General features: G+C 72.5%; 11 protein-coding genes. 2 read left to right on the forward strand and 9 right to left on the reverse strand.

The features are described 5' to 3' along the window. Positions 1–19: 19 nt before the first annotated feature. The 4 genes from HJD23_RS08870 to HJD23_RS08885 form a co-directional block, all read right to left on the reverse strand. The gene (locus tag HJD23_RS08870) at positions 20–2,116 is read right to left on the reverse strand and encodes a glycosyltransferase family 4 protein (protein ID WP_171116117.1); all 2,097 of its coding nucleotides are present in this window, start codon (positions 2,114–2,116) and stop codon (positions 20–22) included. After that, positions 2,113–3,876, reverse strand: coding sequence for a stealth family protein (locus HJD23_RS08875; protein ID WP_171116119.1), 1,764 nt, complete (start codon positions 3,874–3,876; stop codon positions 2,113–2,115). Before HJD23_RS08875 ends, HJD23_RS08870 begins: the two co-directional genes overlap by 4 nt. Before the next feature lie 2 nt (positions 3,877–3,878). Continuing rightward, positions 3,879–5,504 (reverse strand): sugar phosphotransferase, encoded by a 1,626-nt coding sequence (locus HJD23_RS08880; protein ID WP_171116120.1) that lies wholly within the window; start codon positions 5,502–5,504, stop codon positions 3,879–3,881. A 124-nt stretch (positions 5,505–5,628) separates the two neighbouring features. Beyond that, entirely contained in the window at positions 5,629–7,257 is a 1,629-nt protein-coding gene (locus HJD23_RS08885) for a stealth family protein (protein WP_171116123.1), read from the reverse strand. A gap of 392 nt (positions 7,258–7,649) precedes the next feature. Here HJD23_RS08885 and HJD23_RS08890 point away from each other — a divergent pair, with 392 nt between their 5' ends. Beyond that, entirely contained in the window at positions 7,650–8,744 is a 1,095-nt protein-coding gene (locus tag HJD23_RS08890; RefSeq protein ID WP_171116125.1) for an LCP family protein, read from the forward strand. Positions 8,745–8,792: 48 nt separating this feature from the next. Here the strand turns inward: HJD23_RS08890 and HJD23_RS08895 are convergent, their stop codons facing one another. Together HJD23_RS08895 and HJD23_RS08900 are read right to left on the reverse strand one after the other, a co-directional pair. After that, positions 8,793–9,920 (reverse strand): hypothetical protein, encoded by a 1,128-nt coding sequence (locus tag HJD23_RS08895; protein ID WP_171116127.1) that lies wholly within the window; start codon positions 9,918–9,920, stop codon positions 8,793–8,795. 227 nt (positions 9,921–10,147) lie between these two features. After that, positions 10,148–11,182: a hypothetical protein gene (locus HJD23_RS08900; protein WP_197973174.1), complete on the reverse strand. Its 1,035-nt coding sequence runs from the start codon at positions 11,180–11,182 to the stop codon at positions 10,148–10,150. A gap of 68 nt (positions 11,183–11,250) precedes the next feature. On the opposite strand from HJD23_RS08900, the gene HJD23_RS08905 reads away from it, so the two are divergent. Beyond that, entirely contained in the window at positions 11,251–11,616 is a 366-nt protein-coding gene (locus HJD23_RS08905) for an NTP pyrophosphohydrolase (protein WP_171116129.1), read from the forward strand. On the opposite strand, the gene HJD23_RS08910 is transcribed toward HJD23_RS08905, so the two are convergent. From HJD23_RS08910 to dxs, 3 genes are all read right to left on the reverse strand, one after another. Then, complete coding sequence (locus HJD23_RS08910) at positions 11,613–13,085, reverse strand: glycosyltransferase family 39 protein (RefSeq protein WP_171116131.1); 1,473 nt, start codon at positions 13,083–13,085, stop codon at positions 11,613–11,615. The genes HJD23_RS08905 and HJD23_RS08910 overlap by 4 nt on opposite strands. Positions 13,086–13,159: 74 nt before the next feature. Beyond that, positions 13,160–14,683, reverse strand: coding sequence for an amino acid permease (locus HJD23_RS08915; RefSeq protein WP_171116133.1), 1,524 nt, complete (start codon positions 14,681–14,683; stop codon positions 13,160–13,162). Positions 14,684–14,835: 152 nt separating this feature from the next. Beyond that, positions 14,836–16,758 carry a 1-deoxy-D-xylulose-5-phosphate synthase gene (gene dxs / locus HJD23_RS08920; RefSeq protein WP_171116135.1) on the reverse strand — a complete coding sequence of 641 codons (1,923 nt, stop codon included), beginning with the start codon at positions 16,756–16,758 and terminating at the stop codon, positions 14,836–14,838. Positions 16,759–16,964 lie beyond the last annotated feature (206 nt).

Consider the following 16,964-nt stretch of genomic DNA (forward strand, 5'->3'; position numbering starts at 1 on the left):
GCCTCCCGGGCCGGATCGGTCAACGGTCCACCACGTTCATCGCCATCGCCCCGGAGGCCGAGCAGTACGGCCGCACCCACACCGGACGGGCCGGGTGGATCACGGCGTACTCGGAGGGCTCGTCACCGGCGAGCGGCAGCGACGGATAGGCGTAGGCGCTCTTGACGTCGGGGAAGTCCTCCAGCAGATGGCAGATGCGCACCTTGCGGCGGTCGGACGGGTCGGGCTGGAGCCACCAGTCCCAGTCCTCCCATCGTTCCAGCCGGTGGTCGACGACCTGCCGCACGGGTGCCTCGGCGCGGAACGCCTGACGGCCGAGGACCTCGACGGGCACGGTGACGTTCCGGGCGCGGCGGCCGCGGCGGCTGACGACGAACAGCGCGCCCGGCTCGATCCGCCGCCCCCCGCACAGCACTCCGCGCAGCGTGATGCGGCCGTCGGCGACCTCCACGCCGGTGCACTCGGCGTGCTCCTCGCGCAGCACGGTGCGCAGCATCAGACGGCCGTTGGGCTGGGCGTAGGGGAGGTTCCAGCCGACGGGCCCGGACGGCGGGCGGGCGACGAGGCGGGCGCGGGCGTCGATGAGGGCGCGGGTGTCTCGGATGCCGGCCTTCAGATGGACGGGGGACGCCTTGCCGGTCTGCAGGGCCACCTGCCAGCGTCCGTCGCCGAGGTCGTCGAGGGCGGACGGGGTGAGGACGGCGGTGTAGCGGGTGCCGCCGTTGTCGAGGTCCTTGCGCTGGGTGCGCAGCGGCAGGTCGGGGCGGGGGTCGCCGTCGGAGGGCTTGTGCCGCAGGACGAACTGGCGGCGCTTGCGGCCCTCGCCGGGTGCGTCGGCGCTGAAGCGGAGCCAGCCTCCGTCGTCGGCGGTGACGTCGACGGTGGCCGCGCCCACGGAGACGGGGGGCACGGTGAGCGGGGCGGTGCCGCCCTTGCGGGGTGCGGCGGGGGCGCGGTAGCCGCGGTGGGCGGCGGCGCGGCGGCGGGCGGCGTCCTCGAAGAGGTCCAGGTACTCGTCGGCGACGGCCGCCGGGTCGTAACGGGCGGCGTTGCGCAGGGCTGCGGCGCCCATGGTGCGGCGCAGAGCGTCGTCGGCCATCAGGCGGCGCAGGCCCCAGGCGATGCCGTCGACCTCGCCGTTGGGCACGAGGAAGCCGTCCTCGCCGTCGGTGAGGATCTCGCGGGGGCCGACCGGGCAGTCGGTGGAGACGACGGGCAGTCCGCAGCGCATCGCCTCGACGAGGGTCATGCCGAAGGACTCGGCGCTGGAGGTGACGGCCGCGATGGAGCCCTTGGCCCACTCGGACTCGATGGGTGAGAAGCCGCCCATCAGCAACGCCCGTCCGGTCAGGCCCAGTTCGGTGACCAGGGCGCGGAGTTTGGCGGCCTCGCCGCCATCGCCGTAGATGCGCAGCTGCCAGTCGGGAAACTCGTCCGCGAGTTGCCCGAAGGCGCGGATCAGCAGGTCGTACCGCTTGATGTGGTGCATCCGGCCGGCGCTGACCACGACCTTGCGGGTGCAGTCGGAGGGGGTGACGGACGGCTGCGGGACGCTGTTGGGGATGCCGACGACGGGGATGCCGGGGATCGGGGTGTTCTCCATGAAGGAGCGGGCGTCGGCCTCGGTGACGGTGGTGATCGCGTCCAGCCGCGGGTAGACGCGGGCCATCTCCGCGCGCACCGCCGGCGGGATGGCCAGGTGCGTCATGTGCTCCTGGGCGACGCGCAGGGCGCCGTCCCGGGTGTGGGCGGCGACGAACAGGTTGAGGCTGGGCCGGGTGCCGACCACGACGTCGGCGGACGTCTTCTGCAGCTCGCGGATGATCCGGCCGTCGGTGAAGCGGCTGTACTGGGCGTAGAACTCCTCCTGGCGCGGCACCACTTCGCTGGGCTCGTCGCTGCCGGCGGCGCCGCGGTCGGCGGAACCGGGGCGCAGGTCGACCAGGGCGCGCACGGTGACGCGCGGGGAGATCTCGAACTTGGTGGTGTGGGCGCGCCGGAACACCGACACGATCTCCACCTCGTGCTGCACGGAGAGCGCCTCGGCCAGGTTGATCACCGTGCGGTTGGTGCCCCCGATGCCGTAGACGTTGTTGATCAGGAAGGAGATCTTCACCGGACCTCACGCTCCTTCCGCTCGAAGGGACTGGGCACGGGGTAGTAGGCCTGGAGGAAGTCGCGCAGCATCGCCGTCTGGCGGTCCACGTCCCGGCCGTCGGAGAGAGTGTCGTTGATGCAGAACGCCTGCCGGTCGCGGCGGGCCAGCAGGATGCCGAGCCGCCGCCGGATCTCCGGCCGGACCAGGTCGAGATAGGCGAACGAGATGTTCGACGGCACCGCCCGGCCCGTGAAGTAGGCGTAGTAGTGGTACAGCGACGACGGGATGGAGATGTCGGTGGCGCTGCGGAAGCGGCTGTACGACGTCCGCCGGTGCGCCTCGGCGTACTCCCGTTCGATCTCGTGCAGCACGCTGCGGCGCAGCGCGTAGGGGGCGTGCCGCAGCTTCTGCACGATGGCGCTGCCGAACCGCTCCAGCAGCAGGCGCCGGTTGTTCTTGCCGGCCGCGTCGACCGGGCGGTCGACCGGCGTGAGGTCCCAGCGCGGCACCTGGGACGGGGAGAAGAAGGTGCGGGTCATGCCGTTGGACAGGAAGAAGTCCTGCGGGGTGACCGGGCAGCCCAGGAACATGTCGTCGTTGAAGTAGAGGAAGTGCTCGGCCAGGCCCTTGATGTGGTGCAGGCGGCTCTCGATGGCGTGCGAGTTGAAGGTGGGCAGCGCCTGGGGGTCGTCGAAGATCTCGGAGTGGTCGACGACCGTGAGGCGCGGGTGGGCGTCGTTGAGCCAGGCCGGACGCTGCCGGTCCGTCACCAGGTAGACATGGCGCACCCAGGACGCGTTCTGCTCCAGCGCGCGCAGCGAGTAGCGCAGTTCGTCGCGGCTGATGTAGCGGGCCGCGTTGGCGGACTCGGTGTGGTAGCCGCCGTCGCGGTAGGCGCCGCGCCGCCGCTGCCACTCGGGGTCGCTGCCGTCGACCCAGGTGTAGACGACGTCGACGGGGAAGCGGACGTCTTCGGGGAGGGGTTCGGCGCAGGGCCGGATGGTGCGCACCGCGCGGGTGCGGCGGGTGTGCAGGGCGGCGAAGCTGGTGAGACGGCTGACCGGGACGGTGATGCGGGGCTCGTCCAGGGCGACGTCCTCGGTGACCCGGTTGGGGCGCGGTGCCACCAGGCGGCCCTCGCTGGGCCGCCAGAACTCGATGTCGCAGCCGTGCTCCAGGCCCAGCACCAGGGTGCCTGCCGGGTCGCTCCACACCATGCCGACCCGCACCACGGCGGCCTCCCGGGCGAGCCGGCGGCCGCGTGCGGAGCCGGCCAGCACGGGCCGGCCCTGGGCGCTCTCGCCGCGGCAGGCCACGAGGTAGACGGGGCTGTGTCCGGCGCAGCGCTCCAGCGCCTGCCGGGCACGGTCGCGGTCGGCCTCGGCGACGGCGAGGCAGGAGCGGAAGTCGGAGGTGCCGCGGATCGCGAAGTAGTCGACGCCGGCCTCCTCCAGCGCGGTGACGACGAGTTCGAGGTTGGCCTCGCGCAGTCCCAGCGGCGAGACGGTGGGCCGTACCAGAGCGATGCGCGCGCCCGGACCGGCGAGCGCGGCGAGCCGTTCGCCCGGACCGAACAGGTGCGGCCAGCGGCGGCGGGCCCGCACCGAGCGCAGCAGCCGGGACCCGAAGGTGAGGCTGTGCAGGCCGCGCAGCAGCTGCTTCAGCACCTGCCGCAGCCGCAGCGGGACGCGGCGCGCGATCCGGCGTCTGAGGCCCGTGGGGACCAGGGTGCGATACGCCCCGACCGCGGCGGACGCCTCGGGGTTGCCCATGCTCACGACTACCGGCCCGCCTCACCGGAGACGTCGGGGCGGTCGCTGTGGTCGCGCTCGAAGACGCTGGGCACGGGGTAGTAACGCTCCAGAAAACGCTGCACGGCCTTGACTCCGCCCCGGGCACGCGCCTCTTCGGTGCCCAGGCCGGTGAACTGCATCTGCTGCGTGTCGCGCCGGACCAGCAGCCGCTCCAGGTGGTTGCCGAGGCCGGGCAGCGCCGCGTGCAGGGCGACGGACGCCTCACCGGAGGGGTCGGCGACCCCGGAGACGTACGCGAAGTGGTGGAGGACGCCGTCCAGCGGGTGGGTGCCGGGTACGGCGGGCAGCTGCTGGGCAACCGGCAGCTGCGGGGGCGCGATACCGGTGCCGGCGAGCCGGGCGAGGGTCTCGGCGCGGTGCGGCTGGGGTCCGTGCGCGTAGCCGTGGGCGGTGACCCGGCCGGTGGCGGAGTACGCGGCACGGGTCCACGGCGCGAAGGACTCCTGCGCGGTCCAGGGGCCGCGCCTCGGGCGGGTCGATCCGGTCGGGGTGAAGTAGTCGAAGGGCCGCACCGGCCGCCCGAGCAGGGCGCCCGGGCGCAGCAGCAGGAAGTGGTCCGCGACGTCGGGCAGCTGGTGCAGGTGCCACTCGGCACCCGGCCGGGCGCGTACGACGCTGAGCCGGTCGCCGGCGTCCAGCCAGGCCGGCGGCTCGGCCTCGGCGACCACGTGCACGACGTCCACCCAGGGCGCGTACTGGTGCACGGAGCGCAGCGCGGCGCGCAGCAGCCACTCGCCCCACGGTGTGGGGTGCTGGAAGAACAGGACGGCGTCCACGGGGAAGGTGATCTCCTCCAGGCGGACCACGTCGAAGCTCTCCAGCGTGATCGTCGGCTCCTGGTCGCCGTCGATGTCGCAGTAGCCGGACAGCCGGTCGAGGCCGATCTCGATGCCGAGCGCGTCGCTGGGCACCGCCCGCTGCACCCGGTTGGGGCGTGGGCCGATGAGGCGTTCGGTGGGCAGGGCGGTGTTGGTGGTCCAGAACTCGATCTCGATGCCCTGGTCCTCACCGGTCCAGAGGTTCTCGGTGGGGTCGGTGCGCAGCCAGGTCAGCCGGATCACCCGGGCCCTGCCGTAGTTCTTCCACGCCTTGACGTGGCTGCCCGGGATCTCCCGGGTGTCGCCCAGGGCGGGCGAGACGGTGACGACGTACCCGGTGTGTTCCTCCATCAGCGCGCGCAGCACGCGGCGGACGGGCCCCTTGTCCTTGACGTCCACGGCGAGGCAGATCCGCCGGTCGTCCAGCGCGGGCACGGCGAACCAGGGGATCTCGGCGGCGTCCAGCGCGTGCGTGACGAGGTCGTGGTCGAGGCGGCGGGCCAGGTCGACGGTGAGCCCGGTGTGCACATGCCCGATACGGCCGTCGGGTGCGGTGGCCCGCCGTTCGGACCGGCCGAGCTCCGCCCGTCGCACCTGCCGCAGCGCCCTGCGGTGCAGCCGGGCCTCGCGGCGGCTGAGGGTCCGGGCGAGCTGCCGCTTGACCTTGCGGCGTACGCCCGCGGGGACGGTGGTCGCGGCGGCGGAGCGGACGGGCTGTGGGACGAGGCGCTGGTAGACGTGCACCGCGGAGTTCATGGACGTCGGGTCCGGCACGTCATGAACTCCGTTTCGTGGGGCGTCGGGACGGAAGGGTGTGGGGGGTGGCGAGGGTGTCCCCTCGCGGGGGCTGGGCTGTCATCACAGTGGAAAGGCGGTCGGCCCCTGGCGGGCCTGGTTCTCACCGCTCGTACGGGCTCGGCGTCGGGAAATAGGCGTTGAGGAAACCGTCCAGCAGTTCCTGCTGTGCCTCGATGTCCTCCGGGGTGGAGAAGGCGTCGTTGAGGCAGAAGGAGTCCTGGTCCCGCCCGTCGAGGAGGCGTTGCAGCCGGTCAGCGAGGTCGGGCACGGCGAGCTGGAGGTAGGTGAAGGGCATCGAGCCCGGCTGGGCCCGGCCGGTGAGCGCCGCGTAGTAGAGCGCGAACGACGAGGTGGGCGACAGGTCGGTCATCGCCCGGAACCGGCTGGCCGAGGTGCGCGCCCAGGCCTCGGGGAAGTCCCGCTCGGCCTCCTCCATCGCCGAGCGACGCAGGGCGTAGGGGATGTGCTCCATGGGCTGGGTGATCACCCGGCCGAAACGTTCCTCCAGGAGCGCGCGGTTGTTCTTGCAGGCCGCGTCGACCGGGCTGTCGGTCTCCATGACCGGGCCCTGCGGGATGCGGTTGCGAGAGGGGAAGTAACGGGCCGTGCCGGTGGGGGTGAAGAAGGCGTTCGGGGTCACCGGGCGGCCGATGAACATGTCGTCGTTGAAGTACAGGAAGTGCTCGGCGAGGCCGTCGATGTGGTGCAGCTGGCTCTCGATCGAGTGCGAGTTGAACGTCGGCAGGTCGTCCGGGTTGCGGAAGATCTCGCGGTGCGTGGCAATGCGCAGCCCGGGCAGGCCCTCGACCAGCCAGGCCGGGACCTGGTCGTCGGTGACGATGTAGATGTTGCGGATCCAGGGCGCGAACAGGTGCAGCGAGCGCACCGAGTAGCGCAGTTCGTCCCGGCTGATGAAGCGGGCGTCGCTGGCCGACTCGGCGTGGTAGACCTCGCCCTTGGCCTGGGCCTTGCGCCGCTGCCAGGCCGGGTCGTCGCCGTCGACCCAGGTGTAGACGGCGTCGACGGGGAAGGCGATGTCGTCGGCGCAGTGCACCAGGAACTCGGGGCGGGTGGCCAGCGCGGGCGCCAGCCGGCCCGGGGTCCAGTCCGAGACGAACCGGCTGAACAGCCGGGCGGCGCCCAGGACGTTGCCGCCGTCGGCGGCGACCGCCCAGGTGGCGCGGTTGGCGCGGGGCGCGACCAGGTGGGTGCCGTGCCGCTGCCAGAACTCGATGGCGCAGCCGTACTGGTGACCGAGCAGGAGGTGCCGGCCCGGGTCGGTGCGGTACCAGCTGATCTGCAGCACGCGCGCGGCGGACACCTCGCGCCAGGCCCTGGGGTCGCGGGTGGAGACCGGCGGGGCGGGCCGGGGCGCGTCCGGGTCGATCACGCTGAGGTGGCCCGGGTACTGGCCCAGCCCCCGGAACACCGCGGCCAGAACCCGCTCCCGGTCCTCCTCGGCGACGGCGACGACCGTGCCGTGGTCTGAGGTGCCGCGCACCGCGAAGTGGCCGATGCCGGCGGAGTCGAGGAGTGCGGTGAGCGCGGAGCGGTTGGCCTCACGGGCGCCCAGCGGGGTGAGCCCCGGCTCGACGTAGACGTCGCCGTGCTCCGCGGTGAGCGTGGTGGGGGCGGACTCGGCCGGGCGCGGGCGCGCGCCGCGCGGCGACGGCACGCCGCCGGCCGCGCCGGGAACCTGCTGGACGGCGTGATCGGAAACGGTCGTCACGCAGCCGCCCCTTGCCGGGCCGACGCACGCAGCAGCACAGCCACCCTCCCTTTTCCTCACCTCGGCCGCGGCCGAGGTGAGCACAGGCGGTCGCTCGCCCTCGTGCCCCCCGGCTCGAAATCCGCGACCACGCCATCCGCCGGCCATCCGACCGATGTGCAATTCACGCCAAAAATTCAACCTTCACAGGCCGCGCACATCATCACCAGGCCGGTTGATAGCTGTCAACTGCAATCAGTCATGACGCACAACACACACAACCATGAGCGGCAGTTGAACGTCAGACATCCATTGAGTGGCAGAGGCGTCGGCCCGCACCGCCACCGATCGGCCCATAGCCTCCCGGCAATCGGTCTATAGTTCGAGCCGCTCAGTGAGAGAGGACTCCAGGCATGACCCACGCCCCGACCACGACGGGCTCCCGCGGATCGAGGCGCGCACCGTCGGGCCGCCGCGCCGCACGGCCGCCCAGGAGACGCCGCCGGGTGTGGCGCTGGGTCCTGCTGGGCCTGGTCGTCGTCCTGCTCGCCGCGGGCGGCACCGGCTACTGGCTCTACCGCGACCTCGACGGCAACATCAAGGGCGTCGACCTCGACCGCGCGCTCGGCGACGACCGGCCCGAGAAGCTGCCCACCGCGGGACAGAACCTGCTGGTCCTGGGCTCCGACTCGCGCTCCGGCGCCAATGCCGGCCTCGGCGGCGGCAACGTCTCCGGCGCCCGCTCCGACACCGCGCTGGTGCTGCACATACCCGAGGGCCGGCGCGAGGCCGTCGCCATCAGCATCCCCCGCGACACCCTCGTGACCCGGCCCGAGTGCACCGGGCGGGACGGCTCCGCGCTGCCGTCGGCGCAACGCGTGATGTTCAACTCCGTGTACGCGCAGGCCGGTCCGGCGTGTGTGGTCAAGACCGTCGAGCAGATGTCCGGCGTCCGCATGGACCACTTCGTGGAGATCGACTTCGCGGGCTTCAAGGGGCTCGTGGACGCGATCGGCGGCGTGCCGGTCACCGTCGAGGAGGACATCCACGACACCGCCAGCGGCCTCGACCTGAGCGCAGGCACGCACCGGCTGGACGGCACGCAGGCCCTGCAGTTCGTCCGCACCCGGCACGGCGTCGGGGACGGCAGCGACCTCGGGCGGATCGGGCTCCAGCAGCAGTTCCTGGTCGCGCTGCTCTCCGAGATCAAGAAGCAGGACCTGCTGGGCAGCCCCACCAAGACCTACCGCATCGCCGACACCCTCACCGAGTCCCTCACCACCGACTCCGGCCTGGCCTCCCTCACCAAGCTCGCCGAGTTCGGCCGCAGCATGAACGGGGTCGACCCGTCGACCATGGAGACGATCATGCTGCCCGTGCAGTACGACGCCCAGGACCCGAACCGGGTGGTGGCGGCCCAGCCGCAGGCGGACCAGCTGTGGGAGGCGGTGCGCACGGACGGGGAGATCCCGGAGTCGGCGAAGAAGTCGCCGGCCGCCGGGGGGTGATTGGGCCCGGGTGCCAGGGCGTGATACGGACAGCGTCCCGGCTCCTCCTCAGACGCGCACCGAGGGAGCCAGCGACAGGCCCGGTTCGCCGGTCTGGCGGGCCACGTGCAGGGCGCCGTCGTGGCCCAGCATCGCCAGGACCACCCGGCCGTGGCCGTCCAGCGCCAGCGCCGGGGCGCCGGCGCAGTGTTCGCCCGTCGGGGACCACCACACGCCGGCCTGCTCGTTCTCCGTGCCGTACGCGGCGAGCATGACGTGCCCGTCGAGGTCGCGGTGGGCCAGTACGGTGCAGTCGTAGCCGTCGAGCACCGCGCGCAGCGCCGTCACCGGGTCCCCGGCCGGAGCGCCGCCGAGAGGGATCGCCCAGCCGCCGGGCCGGTGGGCGAGGAGCCCGCCGCCCTGCGGGTCGGCCCAGAAGTACGTCGCCCGGTCCGGGCCCGTCTCCAGCACCGACGCCGTGCCGGGCGCCACCCGCAGCGGGATGTTCGGCTCCCGCCCGAAGTCGCCGTCGGCCTCGGGCTGGCGCCACCACATGGCGTCGTGCTCACCGCCGGCCAGCAGCTCGATGCGGCCGGAGGCATGGGCGACGACGGCGAGCCCGTCCCGCACCCGGCTGCCCTTGAGGTCGCGCCACGCCTCCCACTTCCCGGTGGGCGCCTCCCGGCGCAGCATCACGCCGCCTCCGGCGTTGCGCGCGAAGACGTACACCCGGCCCGAGGCGCTGACCGCGGCCGCGGGGACGCCGAAGCGGGCCGCCTTCTCCCGGTCCTGGTGCGGGTTGCCCAGCGACCGCCACTCGGTGACGGGCCTGCCGGTCTGGTACTGGATGGCGTGCACGACGTCGACTACGGGCGGCCCGTCGCCCTTGCGGACCTCGCGCCGCCCGAGGAAGTGCACGTAGGTGTCGGCGCCCTGAGCCACCGACAGGTGGGTGAGGCCGGGTATCGGGAAGAAGTCGGGGCCGGTCCAGGCCGGGCCGCCCGGCCGCAGCTCGGTCCAGCGCAGCAGCCCCGCGTCGGTGCGGGCGTAGGCGGTCAGCCGGCCGTCCTTGCCGAGGACCAGCCACCGGCCGGACGGGTTGTACTGGGCCGCGTGGCGTGAGGCGCCGGCCTCCTCGGTGCCGACGACCGCTTTCGTTGTCCCTCGGACGGCGCCGCGCCCGGATCCGGTCCGCATGACGTGACCTGCCCTTTCCCTGACTCTCGGCGCGGCTGACCTGCCCATCCCGAACCTGTGTACGGAAGGCCGAGCTGGCCCATCATAGGATGAGCGTTCAGTGAACAGCGCATGGCGGCGGCGTGTACGGCCCTCAGGCGCATCCCCCTCATGCCCATCCGCCGGACGTCAGGCCCCGGACATCCAGTCCTGGCACGTCAGGCCGCCGGACATCCAGCCCTCGCACGTCAGGCCCCCCGGACCTCCTGCCAGGCCGCCAGCGCCAGCCCCGGTTCCTCCTTCTGCCGGGCCAGGCGCAGGTCGCCGTCCGGTGTGGCCGTCGCGGCGACGACGCGGCCCTCAACATCCTCCGCCAGGGCGACCCGCGAGCCCACCGGCAACGGGGGCCCGGACTCGGTCCACCACAGACCCGCCGACTCCTGCTCGGTGGGGTACGCCGCGAAGGCCACCCGCCCGGAGGACGAACGCTGGGCGAGCAGGGTGCAGTCGTGGCCCTCCAGCACACAGCGCAGGACCGCCACCGGCCCCGGCCCGGCCGCGGCGATCAGCGCGATCGGATCACCGTCGGGACGCCAGGCGTACAGCGTGCCCTCGGGGTCCGTGAAGTACAGCGTCGTGTACTCCTTGGAGGTGGGCAGCGCGCTCAGCGAACCCGGCGCCACCCGCACCGGCAGCGGGTCGGCGGCGACCGGGCGCGCGCCCGGCTCCTGCTGGTACCAGCGCAGGATGCCGTCGGGGTTGGTGGCGTACACCTCGACCCGGCCCGACTCGCCTGTGACGGCGACGAGTTCCTCGTCCACCCGGGAGCCCTTCAGGTCGTGCCAGCCGTTCCAGCCGCCGCGCTCCTTCTGGTTGACGGTCTGCACGCCCTTGCCGCGGTTGCGTACGAAGACGTAGGCGCGCCCCTCGGCGTCCACGGCCACGGCGGGCATCCCGGTCCGCTCGCCCTTCTTGTTGGGGTGGCCGATCGGAAGCCAGTCCAGCGGGGCGAGGTGCGGGCGGAAGTGCGTGGAGTGCACCAGGCCCGCCTCACCGCCCGGGGTGGGCCGCCAGGCGACGAGGTGTGCGTAACCGTCGGCTCCCTGGCCGACCGCGAGGCCGGGCAACAGCCGCTGTTCGCCGCCCATCCTGCGGGACGGCAGCCACGCGCCGCCCGGATGGCGCTCGGCCCGGCAATGGACGGCCTCGCCGCCGGGGGCGTAGGCACTGAGCCGTCCGTCCCGGCCTCGTATCAGCCAGTCGCCGTTCACCGCAGGGACCATTGACACGCTCCTACTTTAATCGGGCATCCCCCGGGTTCCCCTCGGCGGCCCGTGCGACCCTGGGTGTCATGACTGCCCCGCTCCTGGTCATCGTGGACGCCGCCAACGTGGTCGGCTCGGTACCCGACGGCTGGTGGCGCGACCGGCACGGCGCGGCCGAACGCCTGCGCGACCGGCTGGCGGCGGACGGCCTGCCCGGCCACGCGGGGCCGGTGGACATCGTCCTCGTGGTGGAGGGCGCGGCCCGCAGGGTGGAGTCCGTGCCGGGCGTACGGGTCGACGCGGCATCCGGCAGTGGCGACGACCGCATGGTCGAGCTGGTCACCGAGGCCGGCGACCGCCCCTGCCTGGTCGTCACGGCCGACCGTGAACTCAGGCGCCGGGTGACGGAACTGGGCGCGGAGGTGGCGGGACCACGGACGGTGCATCGCTAGGGTCTCCGCCCGGAACCCACCCGGCTGTACAACACCGCCCCGTCCACCTCCCCCACCTCCTCGTACCCGGCCACCAGCACCTTCCTGAGGCTCGGCACCCGCCGCGGTGCGTACGGCTTGCCGCGGGAGTCGTCCACGATCAGGGCCGGGGCATGCGCGGTGAGTTCCGCGCGGAACGTCGGCCAGGCGCCCTCGACGCCGTACTTCTCGCCGACCTGGGGGCCGTCGCGGCCGCCGCTGTAGTTGGTGAGGAGACCGGCGGTGAGGTAGCGGCTGGCGGGGGTGCGGTCGGCGAGCCAGTACGTCTCCGGGTGCATGCCCCAGACGAGCACACGGTCGCCGGGATCGGTGCGGCGTGCGGTGGCCTCCGCGAGGCGCTGGGCGTGGGCGAGTTCGGGGCGTGGGGCGAGCAGGCCCCAGGCGAGGAAGAGGCCGCAGCAGCAGGCGGAGGTGACAACGGCGGTCACCAGGCGGTCGCGGGGCAGGACTTGCAGGGCGGCGGTCGCCAACAGGGCGAGCGGCGGCAGGAGTTGCAGGTAGTAGTGGCCGAAGAAGTGGAACCCGGCCAGCACCGCCCCGGCCGACGCGGCCAGCCACAGCCACAGCTCCCCCGCCCCGGTGCGGGCCGTGCGCAGCGCCCGTACCACCAGCGGCAGCAGCCCCGCGCACCCGACGCCCAGGATCGCGGTGTTGGCCAGCCCCCGGGCCAGGACGTGCAGTTCGGAGCCGGTGAAGGAGGCGGCGTACGCCCGCGATCCGGTCACCGTCCAGAACACGAAGCCCGCCGGATCGGTGACCAGGGCCGCGCACAGCACCGGCAGGACGACCCCGGCCGCGAGCCACAGCAGCCCACCCCGCGCACCGCCGCCGGTACGGACGTACAGCCAGATCACCGGCAGGAGTACGGCCGCCCCGGTCTGCTTGGCGAGGAAGGCCCCGGCGACGGCCGCGCCCGCCGCGCCCCAGCGGCGCCGGTCCGCGCACCACATCGCGGCGGCCGTGCACGGCAGTATGAACACCTCGAATCCGGCGGCCTGCGCGTCCTCGGGGTTGAGCCCGACGGAGACCAGCAGGTACAGCACCCCGGCGGTACGGCCCGCGCCGTCGCCCCACCGGCGCCGCGCGAGCGAGGCCAGCAGGACGGCCGTGAGCAGCTGTGCGAGCACCGCCAGCGCCCGGACCGGGGCGAGGGACTCGGACCCGGCCAGCGCGAACGCCGCCTCGTACAGCCACGGCACCAGCGGCGGCTTGCGGTCCACGACCGTCTCGTACAGCTCTCCGCCGTGTGCCAGCATCCGCGCCTGTACGGCGAGATAGCCCTCGTCGGGGTTCCACAGCGGCCGTACGAAGGAGGGCGCGCGGGTGAGGCAGGCCAGCGCGGCCAGCAGGGGCAGCAGCCGGGTCCAGTAGCGGTGCGCCACCCGCGGTGCGGCTACGGAGCGTGGCGGTGCGAGGGGCTCGGCGCGCATGGGCCGTACGCTATCCGGCCTCGTATGTCCCACTGAAGCAGGACATACGAGGCCGGGTGTTCAGAACGGGATGCTCACCCTTCGTTGCCGCGTTCGGGTTTCATGACGTCCTCGACCGTGGTCTCCTCGTGGCGGGCGAGGCGGCTGTGGGTGCGGCCGTACACGAAGTAGACGACGAAACCGGCCGCCATCCAGATGGCGAACCGGACCCAGGTCTCGGCGGGCAGGTTCAGCATCAGCCACAGCGAGGCCAGCACGGACACGATCGGGAGCACGGGCACCCAGGGGGTGCGGAAGGCGCGGTGCAGGTCGGGGCGGGTCCTGCGGAGGATGATCACGCTGACCGCGACGACGACGAAGGCGAACAGGGTGCCGATGTTCACCAGCGCGGCCAGTTCCTGAAGGGGCGTGAAGCCCGCGAGGACCGCGATGAGCACGCCGAGCAGGATGGTCGGCCGGTGCGGGGTCCTGAACCGCGGGTGGACGCGGGAGAAGAAGCGGGGCAGCAGTCCGTCACGGCTCATCGCGAAGAAGACGCGGGTCTGGCCGAGGAGAAGGATCATGCAGACGGTGGTCAGGCCCACCGCCGCGCCGAAGCTGATGAAGCCCGCGTACCAGGGGTGCCCGGTGGCCTTGAAGGCGTCGGCGAGCGGGGCGTCCACGGACAGCTCGCTGTAGTGCTGCATACCGGTGACGACGATCGACACCGCCACGTACAGGACGGTGCAGATGAACAGGGAGCCGAGGATGCCGCGGGGCATGTCGCGCTGCGGGTTCTTCGTCTCCTCGGCGGCGGTGGCGACGATGTCGAAGCCGATGAAGGCGAAGAACACCACGGAGGCGGCGGTGAAGATGCCCATCACGCCGAAGTTGGAGGGCGCCCAGCCGAACATCAGCTGGATGAGCGGCGCGTCCAGGTTCTGCCCGGCCTCCACGGGCACCGGCTCGGGGATGAACGGGTCGTAGTTGCTGCCGGTGATGAAGAAGGCGCCCGCGATGATCACGACGAGGACGACGGTCACCTTGATGGCAACGACGACGGAGGTGACCCGCGCGGAGAGCTTCATGCCGACCACGAGGATGGCGGTGAGCACCAGCACCAGGGCGGCGGCGAGGATGTCGAAGCCGAAACCGTCGGCGCCCTCCCGGGTGCCGAGCGCCTCGGGCAGTTGCCAGCCCGCGTTGTCCATCAGCGAGGCAATGTACCCGGACCAGCCGACGGCGACCACCGCCGTGCCCAGCGCGAACTCCAGGACCAGGTCCCAGCCGATGATCCAGGCGGGCAGTTCGCCCAGGGAGGCGTACGAGAAGGTGTACGCGGAGCCGGCCACCGGGACGGTGGAGGCGAACTCGGCGTAGCAGAGCGCGGCGAGCGCGCAGACGACGCCGGCCGCGACGAAGGCCAGCGCGACGGCCGGTCCGGCGTTGTTCCTGGCGACCGCGCCGGTGAGGACGAAGATGCCGGTGCCGATGATCACACCGACGCCGAAGACCGTCAGGTCCAGGGCGGACAGTGATTTCTTGAGCGCGTGCTCTGGCTCCTCGGTATCGAGGATGGACTGCTCGACCTTCTTCGTCCGGAAAAGGGTGCTGCTCACGGCGTACCTCCCACGCTTGTCGTCCTCGACATGATCGAGAGGGGGCGTTATGCGTATGCCCCGACGCGAGCCGCCTCACGCGAATGGGCCGGTTCCACCACTCTTGGCAGTGGTGGAACCGGCCCATTCAGAGGCTTTCGGTGCCGTGGGGGTCAGTCGCGCGCGGCCTCGATCTCGTCGGCGGCGGTCCGCTCGTAGCGCCCGTCGAGCCGGGAGACCAGGCCGGTGACCTGGCGGGCGATGTCCGGGGCGGTCAGCCCGATCTCCGCCATGACCTCGGCGCGGGAGGCGTGGTCGAGGAAGCGCGGGGGGATGCCGAAGTCGCGCAGCGGTACGTCGACGCCCGCGTCCCGCAGGGCCTGGGCGATGGTCGATCCGACGCCGCCGACGCGGGAGTTGTCCTCGACGGTGACGACCACGCGGTGCCGTTCGGCGAGCGGGGCCATGGCCTCGTCGACGGGCTTGACCCAGCGCGGGTCGACGACGGTGGTGGAGATGCCCTGCTTGTCGAGGAGGGAGGCGATCTCCAGGCACATCGGCGCGAGGGCGCCCACCGAGACGAGCAGCACGTCCGGGGTGGTGGTGCCGGGCTCGCGCAGCACGTCCATGCCGCCGATGCGGCCGACGGCGGGTACGGCGGGGCCGACGGCGCCCTTGGAGAAGCGCACCACGGTCGGGGCGTCGTCGACGTCGACGGCCTCGCGCAGCTGGGCGCGCACCTGTTCGGCGTCACGCGGGGCGGCGAGCCGGAGGCCGGGGACGACCTGGAGGATCGACATGTCCCACATGCCGTTGTGGGAGGCGCCGTCGGTGCCGGTGATGCCGGCCCGGTCCAGTACGAAGGTCACGCCGCACTTGTGCAGGGCGACGTCCATCAGGACCTGGTCGAAGGCGCGGTTGAGGAAGGTGGCGTACACGGCGAAGACGGGGTGCAGTCCGCCGGTGGCCAGGCCCGCCGCGGAGACGGCGCCGTGCTGCTCGGCGATGCCGACGTCGTACACCCGCTCCGGGAAGATCTTCGCGAACCGGTCCAGGCCGACCGGCTGGAGCATCGCGGCCGTGATGGCGACGATGTCCTCGCGCTCCTTGCCGAGCTTGACCATCTCGTCGCCGAAGACGGAGGTCCAGTCGGCGCCGGAGGAGGCGATCGGCAGGCCCGTGTCGGGGTGGATCTTGCCGACGGCGTGGAAGCGGTCGGCCTCGTCCTGGAGGGCGGGCTGGTAGCCGCGGCCCTTCTCGGTGAGGCAGTGCACGATCACCGGGCCGCCGAACCGCTTGGCGCGGGCCAGCGCGGACTCCAGCGCCTCGATGTCGTGGCCGTCGATCGGGCCGACGTACTTCAGGCCGAGGTCCTCGAACATGCCCTGCGGCGCGATGAAGTCCTTCAGCCCCTTCTTGGCGCCGTGCAGGGTGTCGTAGAGCGGCCGGCCGACGACCGGGGTGCGCTCCAGGACCTCCTTGGTGCGGGCGAGGAACCGCTCGTAGCCGTCGGTCGTCCGCAGCGTCGCGAGGTGGTTGGCGAGACCGCCGATGGTCGGCGCGTACGACCGCTCGTTGTCGTTGACGACGATGACGAGGGGGCGGTCCTTGGCGTCGGCGATGTTGTTCAGCGCCTCCCAGGCCATGCCGCCGGTGAGCGCGCCGTCACCGATCACGGCGACCACGTGGTCGTCGCGTTTGCGCAGCTGGTTGGCTTTCGCCAGGCCGTCGGCCCAGCCGAGGACCGTGGAGGCGTGGCTGTTCTCGATGACGTCGTGCTCGGACTCGGCCTGCGAGGGGTAGCCGGACAGGCCGCCCTTCATCTTCAGCCGCGAGAAGTCCTGCCGGCCCGTGAGCAGCTTGTGGACGTACGCCTGGTGCCCGGTGTCCCACAGCACCTTGTCCTTGGGCGAGTCGAACACCCGGTGCAGGGCGATGGTCAGCTCCACCACGCCGAGGTTGGGGCCGAGGTGGCCGCCGGTCTTGGAGACGGCCTCGACGAGGAAGGTCCGGATCTCCTCCGCCAGCTGGTCCAGCTCTTCCAGGCTGAGCCGGTCCAGATCGCGCGGTCCCCTGATGCGGGTCAGCAGCGGCACCCGTGCCTCCTTGCAGTAGAGCTGTTCGAGCTGTTACGGGCTCGACGAGTCTAATGTTCCGCCGACGTACGACACGACTGTGCCCGGCACCGACGAGGCACCGGGCACAGCAACGCCCGAAAGGGGCGCGGGGCTGTATCAGTTTGCGGCTCCGCCGTGTGGGCGCGACCAGCCACATGCGACCGGCACCCGGCAGACCACCGCGC

The sequence above is a fragment of the Streptomyces sp. Z423-1 genome (genome assembly GCF_013009255.1).
Taxonomy (GTDB): domain Bacteria; phylum Actinomycetota; class Actinomycetes; order Streptomycetales; family Streptomycetaceae; genus Streptomyces; species Streptomyces gossypiisoli.

Excerpts from the sequence above, each read along its gene's own strand:
- HJD23_RS08890 (WP_171116125.1), top strand. The coding sequence starts at position 7,650 with ATGACCCACGCCCCGACCACGACGGGCTCCCGCGGATCGAGGCGCGCA.
- HJD23_RS08895 (WP_171116127.1), bottom strand. The coding sequence starts at position 9,920 with ATGCGGACCGGATCCGGGCGCGGCGCCGTCCGAGGGACAACGAAAGCG.
- HJD23_RS08900 (WP_197973174.1), bottom strand. The coding sequence starts at position 11,182 with ATGGTCCCTGCGGTGAACGGCGACTGGCTGATACGAGGCCGGGACGGA.
- HJD23_RS08905 (WP_171116129.1), top strand. The coding sequence starts at position 11,251 with ATGACTGCCCCGCTCCTGGTCATCGTGGACGCCGCCAACGTGGTCGGC.
- HJD23_RS08910 (WP_171116131.1), bottom strand. The coding sequence starts at position 13,085 with ATGCGCGCCGAGCCCCTCGCACCGCCACGCTCCGTAGCCGCACCGCGG.